At 65.6% G+C, this 13,810-nt stretch carries 15 protein-coding genes; 13 read left to right on the top strand and 2 right to left on the bottom strand.

All coding sequences use genetic code 11. The features are described from left to right. Positions 1-22: 22 nt before the first annotated feature. The 4 genes from FOM02_RS37195 (at position 23) to FOM02_RS37180 (ending at position 3,616) form a co-directional block, all read left to right on the top strand. Positions 23-874, top strand: coding sequence for an FAS1-like dehydratase domain-containing protein (locus FOM02_RS37195; protein WP_027564059.1), 852 nt, complete (start codon positions 23-25; stop codon positions 872-874). 68 nt (positions 875-942) lie between these two features. Continuing rightward, positions 943-1,770 carry an ABC transporter ATP-binding protein gene (locus FOM02_RS37190; RefSeq protein WP_027564060.1) on the top strand — a complete coding sequence of 276 codons (828 nt, stop codon included), beginning with the start codon at positions 943-945 and terminating at the stop codon, positions 1,768-1,770. Then, positions 1,767-2,558: an ABC transporter permease gene (locus FOM02_RS37185; RefSeq protein WP_051377656.1), complete on the top strand. Its 792-nt coding sequence runs from the start codon at positions 1,767-1,769 to the stop codon at positions 2,556-2,558. The genes FOM02_RS37190 and FOM02_RS37185 overlap by 4 nt, the downstream gene beginning before the upstream one ends. Before the next feature lie 38 nt (positions 2,559-2,596). After that, complete coding sequence (locus FOM02_RS37180) at positions 2,597-3,616, top strand: ABC transporter substrate-binding protein (RefSeq protein ID WP_084334943.1); 1,020 nt, start codon at positions 2,597-2,599, stop codon at positions 3,614-3,616. Between the two features lie 59 nt (positions 3,617-3,675). Here the strand turns inward: FOM02_RS37180 and FOM02_RS37175 are convergent, their stop codons facing one another. Next, on the bottom strand, positions 3,676-4,251 hold the full coding sequence (locus FOM02_RS37175; protein ID WP_027564063.1) for a cysteine hydrolase family protein: 576 nt from the start codon (positions 4,249-4,251) through the stop codon (positions 3,676-3,678). Beyond that, positions 4,248-4,973, bottom strand: coding sequence for a GntR family transcriptional regulator (locus FOM02_RS37170; protein ID WP_265440866.1), 726 nt, complete (start codon positions 4,971-4,973; stop codon positions 4,248-4,250). Before FOM02_RS37170 ends, FOM02_RS37175 begins: the two co-directional genes overlap by 4 nt. Positions 4,974-5,019: 46 nt before the next feature. On the opposite strand from FOM02_RS37170, the gene FOM02_RS37165 reads away from it, so the two are divergent. The 9 genes from FOM02_RS37165 (at position 5,020) to FOM02_RS37125 (ending at position 13,221) form a co-directional block, all read left to right on the top strand. Next, complete coding sequence (locus tag FOM02_RS37165; protein WP_322596930.1) at positions 5,020-5,850, top strand: CoA ester lyase; 831 nt, start codon at positions 5,020-5,022, stop codon at positions 5,848-5,850. Between the two features lie 80 nt (positions 5,851-5,930). Further along, positions 5,931-7,136: an ABC transporter substrate-binding protein gene (locus tag FOM02_RS37160; protein WP_027564065.1), complete on the top strand. Its 1,206-nt coding sequence runs from the start codon at positions 5,931-5,933 to the stop codon at positions 7,134-7,136. A 102-nt stretch (positions 7,137-7,238) separates the two neighbouring features. Beyond that, positions 7,239-7,988 carry an SDR family NAD(P)-dependent oxidoreductase gene (locus FOM02_RS37155; protein ID WP_027564066.1) on the top strand — a complete coding sequence of 250 codons (750 nt, stop codon included), beginning with the start codon at positions 7,239-7,241 and terminating at the stop codon, positions 7,986-7,988. 4 nt (positions 7,989-7,992) lie between these two features. Further along, positions 7,993-8,898, top strand: a complete 906-nt coding sequence (locus FOM02_RS37150) for an NAD(P)-dependent oxidoreductase (protein ID WP_035729227.1) — start codon at positions 7,993-7,995, stop codon at positions 8,896-8,898. After that, positions 8,895-9,791 (top strand): branched-chain amino acid ABC transporter permease, encoded by an 897-nt coding sequence (locus FOM02_RS37145; RefSeq protein WP_027564067.1) that lies wholly within the window; start codon positions 8,895-8,897, stop codon positions 9,789-9,791. The genes FOM02_RS37150 and FOM02_RS37145 overlap by 4 nt, the downstream gene beginning before the upstream one ends. After that, positions 9,784-10,758, top strand: a complete 975-nt coding sequence (locus tag FOM02_RS37140) for a branched-chain amino acid ABC transporter permease (RefSeq protein ID WP_231164111.1) — start codon at positions 9,784-9,786, stop codon at positions 10,756-10,758. Before FOM02_RS37145 ends, FOM02_RS37140 begins: the two co-directional genes overlap by 8 nt. Beyond that, positions 10,755-11,540, top strand: coding sequence for an ABC transporter ATP-binding protein (locus FOM02_RS37135; RefSeq protein WP_027564069.1), 786 nt, complete (start codon positions 10,755-10,757; stop codon positions 11,538-11,540). Before FOM02_RS37140 ends, FOM02_RS37135 begins: the two co-directional genes overlap by 4 nt. Then, complete coding sequence (locus FOM02_RS37130) at positions 11,533-12,270, top strand: ABC transporter ATP-binding protein (protein WP_027564070.1); 738 nt, start codon at positions 11,533-11,535, stop codon at positions 12,268-12,270. Before FOM02_RS37135 ends, FOM02_RS37130 begins: the two co-directional genes overlap by 8 nt. Before the next feature lie 12 nt (positions 12,271-12,282). Further along, a complete protein-coding gene (locus FOM02_RS37125; RefSeq protein WP_027564071.1) occupies positions 12,283-13,221 on the top strand; it encodes an SMP-30/gluconolactonase/LRE family protein in 939 nt (312 codons plus the stop codon). Positions 13,222-13,810 lie beyond the last annotated feature (589 nt).

Genomic DNA, 13,810 nt, shown 5'->3' with positions numbered 1-13,810 from the left:
CGTTTCAAGTGGAGTTGCCGCCATGAGCGAGAGTGCAGCATCGGTCGAACAGGACTGGCACGCCTGGGTCGGCCGCAAGGAAACGATCCGGGAGCTGATCGCACCGGACCGTGTCGCCGCGCTCGGCGCCACGCTCGGCATCGCGGGAAACCATGCATCCGGCGCGCCGCTGCCGCCGGGATGGCACTGGATCTTCTTCAACCGCTTCGTGCCGCGCCATGAGCTCGGGACCGACGGGCATCCCAAGCGTGGCGGCTTCCTGCCGCCGGTGTCGCTGCCGCGCCGCATGTGGGCCGGCGGGCGGCTCACCTATCACGCACCACTGACCATCGGCGGAGAAGGCGTGCGCGAAAGCACCATTCTCAAGGTTGAGGCCAAGTCCGGCCGCGCCGGCAAGCTCGTCTTCGTGACCGTCAGCCACAGCGTCACGTGCAATGGAACGGCCTGCATCACCGAGGAGCAGGACATCGTCTATCGCGAGGCGGCAGCGCCCGGATCGCCCGCGCCGCCGGCCTCGCCCGCTCCGCAGGATGCGGCGTGGTCGGAAGAATTCCGGCCCGACACGGTGCTGCTGTTCCGCTATTCGGCGCTGACGTCGAACGGGCATCGCATCCATTACGACCAGGCCTATGCGCGAGCCGAGGAAAACTATCCCGATCTCGTCGTGCATGGTCCCCTGACGGCGACGCTGCTGCAAGGCTTTGCGGAGAGGCGCGCCGGCCAGCCGCTCAAGTCTTTCGAATTCAGGGGCGTCTCGCCGCTGTTCGTGAGCTCGGCGCTCAAGCTGGAAGGAAAGGGCGATGCACAGTCGCTCGACCTCTGGGCCAGCGGTGCCAACGGCGCGCTCGCGATGCGCGCGGCGGCGCAGGTCTGAGGACGCCAGGACAGGATTGAGACCAGGGCGGGATCGAGAACAAGAAGAATACAGGGGAGGCGAAGGCGATGAGATCGGCGCACCTGTCTGTTGTCCCTGCGCAGGATTGCGAGGCGCCGCACGCGCCTGCGGTCGAGCTGCGCGGCGTCGGCAAGACCTTTAGCTCGCGCAGCGGCCGGGTCGATGTCCTCAGCGGATTGGATTTCTCGCTAGAGAACGGCGAGTTTCTCGCCATCGTCGGCCCGAGCGGCTCGGGCAAGTCGACGGTGCTGAACCTGCTCGCTGGTCTCGATCAGCCGAGCGCAGGCTCGGTCTTGTGCCAGGGCGAGCCGGTTGCTGCGGTCAACACCGGGATCGGCTATCTCACCCAGCACGACAGCCTGCTGCCGTGGCGGACCGTGGAGCAGAACATCGCAGTGCCGCTGGAGCTGCGCAATTTCGACCGCGCCGAGATCGCGGCGCGCGTGCACGAGCAGATCGCGCAGGTCGGCCTCGACGGCTTCGAGCAGCACTATCCGAGCCAGCTCTCCGGCGGCATGCGCAAGCGCGCGATGCTGGCCCGCACGCTGATCTACGATCCGCCGGTGCTGCTGATGGATGAGCCGTTCGGGCCGCTCGACGCCCAGCTCAAGCTGGTGCTGCAGGCCGAGCTGCTGAAATTGTGGTCGGCGCAGCGCAAGACCGTGGTGTTCGTGACCCACGACATCGTCGAGGCGATCACGCTCGCCGATCGCGTTCTGGTGTTCTCGCCGCGTCCCTGCCGGATCAGGCTCGACGAGCCGATCACCATTCCGCGGCCGCGCGAGGTGCACGAGGTGCGCTTCCATCCGGCGTTCGAAGAACACTACCGGCGGCTTTGGGCCGCGCTCGAATCCCCCGTGAGGCGACCGTCATGAGCACGCAGGCGCTGTCGGAGACGCGGGCCGAGCCGGCCTTAAGTCCATCCAGTCGTGTTTGGCTCTATCGCGCGATCTTCGCGGTTGCGATGCTGGCGGCCTGGCAGGCTGCGTCCGGCCCGCTGCTCGATCCGTTCTGGGTGAGCAGCCCGGTCGCCGTATTCAAGACGCTGGTCGCGTGGACGGCGAGCGGGCAGCTCGCCTATCATCTGCTCATCACCTTCAAGGAAACGTTCGCCGGCTTCGTGCTGGGCGCAACCGCGGGCGTTGCGTTCGCATTGCTGGTCGGCGCGAACGACACCCTGCATCGCACCGTCGATCCGTTCGTCACGGCGGTCTACGGCGTGCCCAAGGTCGCGCTCGCGCCGCTCTTCATCATGTGGTTCGGCATCGGGCTCGCGCCGAAAATCGTGCTCGCGGCGATCAGCGTGTTCTTCCTGGTGTTCTTCTCGACCTTGCGTGGCGTGCGGGAGGTCGACCTCAAGATGGTCGATGCGCTTCGGACGATGGGCGCGGGCAAATTCGCGGTTCAGCGCATGGTGATCTTCCCGTCTGCGCTGCCATGGCTGTTCACGGGATTGAAGCTCGGTCTGCCCTACGGCTTCGTCGGCGCGGTCGCGGCCGAGATGATGGCCTCCAATGCCGGCATCGGCTACCTCACGCAGAACTCGGCGGGCCAGCTCGACACCGCCGGCGTGTTCGCCGCGCTGTTCGCGCTGATGGTCGTCACCACCCTGCTGAACGAAGCGCTCGGACGGCTGGAGAGCTGGATCTTCCGCTGGCGCTAACGGAGACCATGTCAAAACAAGAATAAAGGGAGGACATCATGATCACGCGTCGAACGATGTTGGGCGGTATGGCGGCAGGAGCATTCACCGGCTCGGTCACGCCGACCCTGGCGCAGGGTGCGGGCGGCAAGCCGGTCACCATCGCGATCGGCGGCTACACCTTCGCCTACCTGCCGCTGCTGGTGGCGACGGCTGCCGGATTCATGAAGGACGCAGGCCTCGACGTCTCGCTGATCGACACCGGCAGCGGCACCAACAGCATGGCCGCGATCCTCGGCGGCAGTGTCGACGTCGCCGGCCTCGTGATGAGCGACGTGATCCTGGCGGTCGCCAAAGGCCAGAAGATCAACGCCTTCGCGCCGCTGATGTCGCAATATGCGAGCGACGCCGTGATCAGCCGGAAGACGGCGGAGAAGATCGGTCTTGTGCCGGAGATGCCCTTGAAGGAGCGCATGGCCCGCATGAAGGGCCTGACGCTCGCGATCTCCGGCCGCGGCAGCGGCACCGACAAGATCTGGCGTTATCTGCTGTCGCTCGGCGGGCTCGATCCGGAGAAGGATGTCAGCCTCACGGTGGTCAAGCTCGACAAGATGTATCTGGCGCTGCGCTCCGGCCAGATCGACGGCTTCAACACCACCGCGCCCGCGAACAACCAGGCGGTGGAGGACGGTCTTGCGGTCTGGGCGGCGCGCCCGTCGCATGGCGAGGTGCCCGGCATCGAGAACTTCCTTTACACGGTGCTGTGCGGACGGCCGGATTTCCTCGACAAGAATCCGGAGGTCGCCGCCGCGCTCGTCCGCGGCATGACCCGGGCGTCGGAGCTGATCCGGAGCGATCCCGATGCTGCCGGCCAGATCCTGCATGACCGGTATTTCCAGCAGACGTCGACCGAGCTGATCAAACACACGGTGTCGGATCAGCGCATGACCGTCTCGGTGCCGCCAACGCTGTCGGAGCAGCAATTCGCGCACAACATGGAGTTCGAGCTGAAGTTCAGCGAAGCCGTGCGCGGCGTCACCTATCAGCAAGCGATCAATCCGCGCTGGCTGGGGGCGTAGAGCTCATCCTTACCTTGCAGACGGTGCACCTTCTCCCACAAGGGAGAAGGAAGAAAGCGCTAGGCGAAGCTCACATCGGCACTGTTCTTGATCGCAGCGAAGCGGGCGAGGCAGCGCAGTGCGCTGTCGTGCTCGTCGCTCGTCCCGCCCGCGCAGCAATCCTCCAGCACCGTGCAGGCATAGTCGCGGTCGTGCGCCTCGCGCGCGCCGGTGTGCACCACGCCGTTGGTGGAGACGCCGGACAGGAACAGGTCGGTCACGCCGTGGGCGCGCAGGATCGGCTCGAGCGAGGTGCCGTAGAACGGGCTCACCCGATGCTTGACGATGTCGAAATCACCCGCTTCCGGGGTGAGGTCGGGATGCACTTCGGTGCCCCAGGTGCCGAGCTTGAACAGGCCGGCGCCCTTGGCGCGGGAGAAGATCGGCGAGTTCGGCGGGCATTCGCGGTAGTCGGGCGAGAACCCGACGCGGACGTAGCCGACCAGCACGCCGGCCGCGCGCGCTTTGGCGATGACAGCCTTGGTGCGGCCGAGCACGTCGCGCTCCTTCATCAGCGGGACGTAGGTCTTGGCCCCGCTGCCGTTCTCGTGGACGAGATCGTTCAGCATGTCCATGACGAGCAGCATCGGCTTCATAGCGTCTCCTTCTCAGAGCTCTTCGATTTGACGGGATCCTCGGCCTTGGCCGGCATGCTGTTGCGCAGCTCGGTCCAGCCGGTCTCGATGTGCTGACGCATCGTCAGCATCGCGCTTGCGGCATCGCCCTCGATCACGTTCTTCAGCAGCTCGCTGTGCTCCCTTGCGGCGCGCAGCGCGCGGCCGCCGATGCGGTTGATGACGTCGAACGGATATTGCGCCCACAGCACCTGGACGAAATGCAGCGTCTTCGGAAGCCGCGCGAAATCGTACATGCGGCGGTGGAAGCGGTAGTTGATGCCGCGCGCGGCCGTGCTGTCGTTGGCGAGCGCGGCCTCCTCGAACTGCCGCGCCAGCTCGCGCAGTTCCGCGATCTCCTCGGCGGTGATGTTGCGCACGGCGCTTTCGACCAGCTGGGTCTCGAGTGTGATCCGCAGCTTCAGGATCTCGGTGGAGGCTTCGACGTCAAACGGCGCCACGGTCGCGCCGCGATAGGAGTCGCTGGCGAGATAGCCTTCGGCCTCGAGCAGCTTCAGCGCCTCGCGCACCGGCGTGATGCTGATCTTGAGCTCCTGCGCGATCTCGGTCTGCTTCAGCCGGGCGCCGCGCGGCAACCGCCCCGAGATGATGCCCTCGCGGAGATAGTCGGCGACCTGCTCCTCTTTCGTCCGGTATTCCATGTCGATGCCGCTGCCCCCGACCGATTGCCCCGCGACTACCATAGACGCGGCCCACCGGGGAGGATAGAAGTACAAACGATAATGCATCATGCATAATCGAGGTCATCGCCGCATGTCCAGCCCTTTGTCGCGTTCCTTCCTGTTCGTCCCCGCCAGCCGGCCCGAGCGTTTCGACAAGGCGGCGACGTCGGGCGCCCACCAGGTCATCCTCGATCTCGAAGACGCGGTGGCCCCGGCCGACAAGAATGCGGCGCGCGGCTCGATCGCGCAGTGGAGCGGGCGGACGGACGCGGTCGTGCGCGTCAATGGTGCGGACGGTCCGTTCTTCGCCGCCGACATGGACATGATCCGCCGCGCCGGCGTGACCAGACTGATGCTGCCGAAGGCCGAGCCCGGAGCGCTCAATCGTGTGGTGGGGTTGCTGGACCGGCCGTGCCAGATCATCGCGTTGATCGAAACCGTCAGGGGATATGCCGAGCTGCGCAGCATCGGCAAAAGCGGTCTGGTTTCGCAGCTGGCGTTCGGCAATCTCGACTTCGGCATCGATGCCGGCGTGACCGAGACCGCCCAGGAGCTTGATCCGGTCCGTCTGCAAATCGTTCTGGAATCGCGGCTGGCCGGATTGGCGCCGCCGATCGATGGGGTGACGACGTCGTGGACGGATGCTGCGGCCTTCGGTGCGGCGGTCGGCCGCGCAAAGGCGCTGGGTTTCGGCGCCAAGCTCTGCATCCATCCGGCGCAGGTCAAGCCGGTCAACGATGCCTTCCTGCCCACGGCCGACGAGCTCGACTGGGCCCGCCGGGTGATGGAGGTCGCCAAGGCCGGCGCGGCGGTGGCGCTGGACGGCAAGATGATCGATGCTCCTGTCATCCGTCGCGCCGAGCTGATCCTGGCGGGAGAGGTTCGTATTGCAACATAATGCATAATGCATTTTTTCTTGACCAAGTCAGTTCCGCCCTCTAAAGATTGTCGGAGAAAAACAAATATCGGGGAGGGCCTATGAAGAGGCGCGACTTTCTCAAGCTATCGGGCGCCGCCGCGCTCGCATCGGCCTATCCCGGCACAGCGCTCCGCGCCGACGAGATCGGCGTCGACGCCGCCGCGAAGACCATCACCATCGGCGGGTTCACCCCGATCACGGGACCGGTCCCGTTCTACGCCATCCTGACCCACGCGGCGGACGCTTATTTCAAGAGCGTCAACGAGGCCGGCGGCATCAAGGGCTGGAAGATCAATTACGTGACGCTCGACGACGGCTACGATCCGGCCCGCAGCGTCGCCGCGGTGCGGCGCCTCGTCGAGGACAACCACATTTTTGCGCTCGTCGCCGCAGTCGGCACCGCGACCAATGTCGCCGTCATTCCCTATGCCAAGGAGAACGGCCTGGCGATGATCGGACCGATCGGCGGCGCCAGCGCCTTCTTCGCCGAGCCGAATATCTTTCCGCTGTTGCCCGACTACGGCTGGTCGGCGGCCTCGAATGCCGAGTTCGCCGTCAACGATCTCAAGCTGAAGAAGATTGCGCTGTTGTGGGAGAACGACGAGCTCGGCCGTTCCGCCAAGCGCGGCTTCGATCTCTTCATGGAGGCGAACAAGCTCACGCCGGCGGAGTCGGTCCCGTTCGAGGTGAAGACCACCGACTTCACGCCGCACATCCGCCGCGTCGCCAATTCGGAGGCGCAGGCCGCGATCCTGTTCGGCTCCAACGCCAACCTCGCGGCCGCGCTGAAGGCCGCCGACCGCCAGGGCGTCAAGCTGACCTGGTTTGCGCCGTTCTTCACCGCCGATCCCGCGACCTACAAGCTGACCGGCGATCTCCTCAACGGCGTCTACTTCTCCTCATGGCTGCTGCCGGTCGACAGCGCCGAGCCGGAGATCAAGGCCTACCGCGAGGCGGTGTCGAAATACTATCCGAACGATCCGGTCGGCGTGTTCGGCCTCAACGGCTGGAGCAACGCCGCCCTGTTCGGCAGCATTTTGGGCGCGCTGATCGACAGCGGCAAGCCGATCACGCGCGCCAATCTGATCGAGGCAGGTAACACGTTGAGCAATGCTTCCGTCGGCGGCGCACGCAAGGTGACCTTCACCGGCGCCGATCACCGCGGCACGCGCCAGGAGGCGATCCTCCAGGCGCAGGGCTCCTTCGTGATGGTGCGCGACTTCAAGCCCTATCCGGCGGTGGCCTTCGACGCCAAGCCGGCCTGAGCCGATCCCCTTCAGCGGGTGATCGCAAGACGCGATCGCCCGCTGTTCATGTTAATTGCCGACGCCAACAAGAAAACTGAAGAAGAACAAGGAATCTACGACATGGCTGGATCGCCCCTGAGCGGCCCCTCGCGCCTCGACGGACAAACTGCCCTCATCACCGGAGCTGCCGGCGGCATCGGCCGCGCCGTGGTCGCCGCGTTCTGTGAAGCCGGTGCCGACGTTATCGCCACCGATATTGTCGAAGACGGCGGCAAGTTTCCCGCAAAGGCCAGCTATCGCCGCTGCGACGTGACGGATCGTGTGGCGACCGAGAAGCTGATCGACGACGAGCTGAAGGCACGCGGCAAGATCGACATCCTCGTGCTCTGTGCCGGCACGATCGCCAACACGCCGCTGCCGCAATCGACCGACGAGGAGTGGGAGAAGATCCTCGCCGTCAACCTGATGGGCACGGTCAATCCTGTCCGCAAGCTCTATCCCGTCATGGCCGAGCGCGGCTTCGGCAAGATCGTGGCGCTCGGCTCGATCGCCGCCAAGATCGGCGGCGTCGCTTCGGGGCCCGCCTATGTCGCGGCGAAATCCGCCGTGCATGGCCTGATGAAATGGGTCGCCAAGAACGGCGCGGCCAAGGGCGTCTACGCCAACATTATCGCACCCGGCCCGGTCGAGACGCCGATGTGGGCCACCGTCACCGATCGCGCCGCGCCGTCGGCGAACGGCAACGTGCCGCTGGGACGGTTCGGCCAGCCCGAGGACATCGCGCAGAGCATTCTCTTCCTCTGCTCGCCGGCGTCGAACTGGATCACCGGCACGGTGCTCGACGTCAACGGCGGCATGTTGATGGATTGATGCCATGAGCGCAGCAGAGACCATCGGTTTCATCGGCCTCGGCGTCATGGGCGGGCCGATGTGCCGCAATACGGCGAAGAAGCATGCCGGCCGCGTGCTGATGCTGGATCGCGATCCGGCGGCCGTTTCGGCGCTGTCCGACACCAAGGCGGAGGCGGCCGCTTCACTCGAGGCACTCGCTGCCACCGCCGACGTGATCTTTCTGTCGCTGCCCGGCGGGCCGCAGGTGGAAGCAGTCTCGACCGCGATCGCGCAGGCCGCGCGGTCGGGCACGACGATTGTCGATCTCAGCACCACGCCCGTCGCGCTGGCGCGCAGCGTCGCCGAACGGCTGAAAGCGAAAGGCTTCCACTTCGCCGACGCGCCTGTGGCGCGCACGCGTGAGGCCGCGCAGCGCGGCGAGCTCAGCATCATGGTCGGCGCGGACGCGGCGGTGTTCGCGAAGGTCAAGCCGCTGCTCGACTACATGGGGTCCGATGTCACGCATTGCGGCGAGGTCGGCTGCGGCCAGGTCGTCAAGCTGATCAACAACGCGCTGGTGTTCGAGCATACGCTGGCGCTGGCCGAGATGATGGTGGTCGGCGAACGTGCCGGCGTGAAACCCGAGACACTGCTGAGCGCGGTGTCGAAAGGTTCGGGCGACAGTTTCGTGCTGCGCAATCACGGCACCAAGGCGATGCTGCCGCGCAATTTCCCGGACAAGGCGTTCCCGCCCGAATACGTGCTGAAGGATCTCGACTACGTGCTCCAGCTCGCCGCCGATACCGGCGTTCGCCCTGGCGTCGCCGAGCTTGCGCGCCGCTACTACGACGCTGCGTGCCGGCACGGGCTCTCGGGGCGCTATTTCCCGGGCGTGATCGAGTTCATCGAGCAGGGCGGCGTGCCCGACGACGGGCAGACAAAGGCGTGAGCGTGGCGGGATTCATCAGGGACATCCTGCCGCTGCTGTGGTCCGGCATCATCTCCGGCTGTCTCTACGGCGTCGGCGCGCTCGGGCTCGTCATGGTGTTCAAGAGCTCGCGCGTGGTGAATTTCTCGCACGGCAATCTCGCCTGTCTCGGCGCCTTCGTGGTCTACGGCTTCTCCAGCGGCAGCCTGCTCAGCCTGTCCTGGGGCAGCGCAGTGGCGCTGGCGCTCGGCATCGCCTGCGCCGTCGCGGTGATCAGCTATGTCCTGATCGCGCCGATCGTCTTCAAGTCCGATCTCGCCTCGACGATCGCAACCCTTGGGGTCGGGCTGATCCTGCAAGGCGCCGTGCAGCTCGTCTTCGGTGCCGACATCGTCAATCTCGACTTGCCTGTGCCACGCCTCAGCTTCAGTCTCGGCGCAATCCGCATCTCCTCCTACGATCTCGCCGTCCTCACTGTCACGCTTGCGATCGTCGGCGGACTGTTCGTGATCATCGAGCGCACCAGGCTCGGTGTCGCCTTCCGCGCAGTGTCGACCAATCCGTTCGCCTGCGAGGTCTGTGGGCTGAACCTGCGCTCGGTTCACCTGTTCTCCTGGCTTGCCGGCGCCGTGCTTGGCCTCGTCGCCGCCTTGCTGATCGTGCCGACGACGTTCCTGAGCTCGACGACCGTGCCGTCCTTCATGCTGCAGGCTTTCACGGCGGCCGTGGTCGGTGGTTTCTCGAGCCTGCCGGGCGCCGCGGTTGGCGGCATCCTGGTCGGCATCGCCATGAACCTGTTCTCGTTCTACGTCTCGCCGGAGTTCATGAACACGTTCCTGCTCGGCGTCATCCTGCTGACGCTGAACTTCTTCCCCAACGGGCTGCTGGAAAGGGCGATCGGTGGCCGTGTCTGATCTCGCGCACCCGTCCAAGGCCGGCCTGTCCGCCCGCGGCGGTCACCTCGATCTTGTGCGCCTGTCCATGCTCGGGCTGGTCGTGGCCCTGTCGCTGCTGCCGATCATCGCCGGCGGCTTCCTGCTCTACAGCCTGTCGCTGTGTTTTGCGAACGCGCTGGCCGTGCTCTCGGTCAGCCTGCTCGTGCGCTACGGCGGCGAGGTGTCGATCGGGCACAGCTTCTTCGTGGCGCTCGGGGCCTATGCCGTGGCGATCGTCGAGCACCGCCTTGGCCTGTCGATTGTGGTGAGCTTGCCGCTGGCGATCTTGCTCGGCGCCGGTGCCGGCTTCGTCTTTGCATTCCCCTCGCGGCGGCTGTCCGGAATCTACCTCGCGGTCTCGACCATGGCGCTTGCGCTGGCGCTGCCGGAAATCCTGATCGGATTCGAGAAATTCACCGGCGGTTTCGAAGGGCTCTACATCGCGCAGGACCTGATCCCCGGCATCCCCAAGGCGCTGCAGCGCTATTACATCGCGCTGCTCGTGCTCGTGCTCGTCTGCCTTGCGCTCGCGCATTTCCGCAAGTCGTCGCAGGGCCTAGCGCTCTTGATGGCGCGGGCGCAGCCGCGCGCGGCCGAAGCGATGGGGATCACGCGAAGCTGGGCGCGGATCTCGATCTTCACCTTGAGTGCAGCGCTGGCCGCGCTTGCCGGCGCGCTGACCGGCTTTGCCTCCTCGACCGTCTCGCCCAACAGTTTCACCTTCTTCAGCGGCGTCTTCCTGCTGGTCGGCTCGGTCGTCAGTCTCAACAGGCTGTCGCTGCCCGCCGCGCTCGTTGGCGGCGCCTTCATCACCCTGGTGCCGACCTATCTCGCCCAGGCTGGTGACTGGGTTCCGATCCTCTATGGCGTCGCGCTCGTCGTCGTGACGCTCATAGCCAATGCCGGCGATCTGCGCCGCTTCCGGCCGCGCAGGAGAGGACGATGATGCAAGCCGCAGGCAGTCACGGGCTCGTCGCGGAAGGCATCTCGCTCGGCTTCGGCGGACTCCAGGTATTGAGCGACGTCTCGATGACGTTGCGGCCCGGCGTCATCACCGGCCTGATCGGGCCGAACGGCGCCGGCAAGACCAGCCTGTTCAACTGCCTGACCGGGCTCTACCACGGCCAGCGCGGCATCAGCAGCTTTGACGGCATGCCGTTGAATGGCCTCGGCCCGGCACAGCGCGCCGCGTGCGGCATCACGCGTAGCTTCCAGAACCTGGCGATGTGCCCGGATCTGTCGCTGTTGGAAAACGTTCTGGTTGGTCTCACCCTGAAGCGGCGCTCCGGCTGGTTCAGCGCCTTCGTGCCGACCCCGGCGCAGCGGATGGAGCAGCAGGAGGCGGAACGCCGCGCCATGGCGGCGCTGAACGAACTCGGCATTGCCTCCGCCGCTCACGAGACGCCGTCCGATCTGCCGCCGGGAACGCTGCGCCTCGCCGAGATCGCACGCGCGATCGTCAGCGAGCCCAGGGCAATCCTGCTCGACGAGCCGGCGGCGGGACTGAATGCGGTCGAGACGCGCGACCTGATGCGCGCGCTGAAGCGCCTGATGCGGTCCGATCTCGTGCTGCTCGTCGTCGAGCACGACATGGACCTGATCATGGAGCTGTGCGAGCAGATCTACGTGCTCAACTTCGGCAAGATGATCGCGAACGGTACGCCGGTGGAAATTCGCGCGCATCCGGATGTGATCCGCGTCTATCTCGGAGACGATGCCGATGACTGAGCTGTTTTCCGCGCGCGGTCTCTGCGTCAGCTACGGTGCGGCGCGCGCGGTCGAAAACGTCGATCTCTCGGTACCCGAGAGAGGTGTCGTCGCTTTGCTGGGCGCCAACGGCGCGGGGAAGTCCTCGGTGCTCAAGGCCGTCGCGGGCCTGGTGCCGGCGGAAGGCGAGATGCGCTTTGCCGGTGAAGATATCAGCGCGCTTGCCGCACGGCAGCGCGTCCGGCGCGGCATCGTCTATGTCCCCGAGGGCCGTCAGGTCGTCGGCTCGCTCACGGTCGCCGAAAATCTCCTGCTCGGCGGCTATTTTCTCGACGCGCGCACGCAGCGGCAGCGGCGCGACCTCATGCTGGAACTGTTCCCGGAGATCGCGAATCGGCTCAAATCGCCGGCCTGGATGCTGAGCGGCGGCGAACAGCAGATGCTGGCGATCGGCCGCGGCCTGATGAGCGCGCCGCGGCTGTTGCTTCTGGACGAGCCGTCGCTCGGGCTGGCGCCGCTTCTGATCCGGCGCGTGTTCGAGCGACTCGTCACGATCAAGCAAGACACCGGGCTTGCCATCATGCTCGTCGAACAAAATTTCCGCATGACGATGAAGGTGGCCGACGAGCTCTATTTCGTCCGCAACGGCGCAATCGTGGGCCATCGCAGCGCGGCGGACCTTGCGACCGCGGCAAGCCGGGCCGAGGTCGTGGACGCCTATCTCGGTGCGGGCCAGCCGGCACCGGCATGAGGGAGTGATGACATGCGCCTCGAAGGCAGGGAAATCGCGAACGGACTGGCCTTTCCGGAAGGGCCGATTGCGCTCGCCGATGGCAGCGTGATCGTTGTCGAGATCGAGGGCGGCCGGCTGACGCGGGTGCTGCCATCCGGCAAGAAAGAGGTGATCGCGAAGCTCGGCGGCGGTCCGAACGGCGCGGCCATCGGCCCGGACGGCAAATGCTATGTCTGCAACAATGGCGGCTTCTCCTGGCACAGGGACGCAAGCAACTTTGCCCGCCCGACCGGCCGGGCCGAGGACTACACCACGGGCCGCATCGAGCAGGTCGACCTCGACACCGGCGCCTTCAAGACCCTCTACGACAGTTGCGGCGGGATCAGCCTGAAGGGACCGAACGACATCGTGTTCGACGCCAAGGGCGGCTTCTGGTTCACCGATCTCGGCAAGACCTATGGCCGCCTGATGGACCGCGGCGCGGTCTATTACGCGCGCACCGACGGCTCGATGATCAAGGAAGCGATCTTTCCGATCATGACGCCGAACGGCGTCGGACTTTCGCCGGACGGACGCACGCTCTACGTCTCGGAAACTGAAACCAGCCGGATCTGGAGTTATCCGGTCATCGGCGAAGGGGAGGTTGCGAAGGAGCCATGGCCGTCGCCGAACGGCGGCCGCCTGCTGCATGGCCTGCCCGGCTATCAGCGTTTCGATTCGCTCGCAGTGGAGGCCGGCGGCAACATCTGTGTCGCTACGCTCGTGCGCGGCGGGATCAGCGTGTTCTCACCGGACGGACAGCTCGTGGAATTCCACGAAGCCGACGAGGTCTATTGCACCAACATCTGCTTCGGCGGTGCGGACATGCGCACTGCCTTCATCACGCTCTCCGGCACCGGACGGTTGATCGCCGTGGAATGGCCGCGGCCAGGCCTTGCGCTGAACGATTCTCGAACCGCGCGCAGATAGCTGCGCCGACCCCGCCGACAAACGCCGCCGCCTCCTATGCAAATGACTGGATAAGAAATCGTAGGTTTGATTCGCGTGGGGGCGACCTTTTCTCGCTCTCGTCAAGAGGGCGAGGGGGATTCTAGTCTGATGCCCGTCGGGCAACACACCTCTTACCCCGTCAACCCCTCTCCACAAGAATATTCCACTTTACCGAAATTCGGAAATATCGTATGTGTCGCCCATCCCGGCTCATCCTTGAGGGGCGATCGTGAGGTCGTCACGTTTCGCGAGCGGGGGTTGCGGTGGACGCGGCAGCGTCGGGCGCGAGGGGTTGAGGGCAGGGCGGATTGCTCTCCGTGAGCCCGAAACCGCGCGTGACGAACGGCGCTGACAGGTTCGTCTCGCCTGTAAGTTTCCGGCTCTGTCGACAGGGCTGGGAAAACTGCGGTGAACAAGCGAGCCGTGCGTACGGCAAAACCGTGTGGTCCTTGCTGCAACCGATTTTTTTAGCTTGTTGAAATCGATGTAAGCACCTTAAGATAAAAGCATATTCCTGTTGTTGCCGGACTGGCGAGAGGCACCGTCCGAACCTGCTGGGCCCCAATAG

Origin of the sequence: Bradyrhizobium sp. SEMIA (assembly GCF_014844175.1) — a bacterium.
Taxonomy (GTDB): Bacteria; Pseudomonadota; Alphaproteobacteria; order Rhizobiales; family Xanthobacteraceae; genus Bradyrhizobium; species Bradyrhizobium arachidis.
The sequence above is the reverse complement of the archived record's forward strand: the minus strand, read 5'-3'. Positions and strand labels throughout refer to the sequence as shown.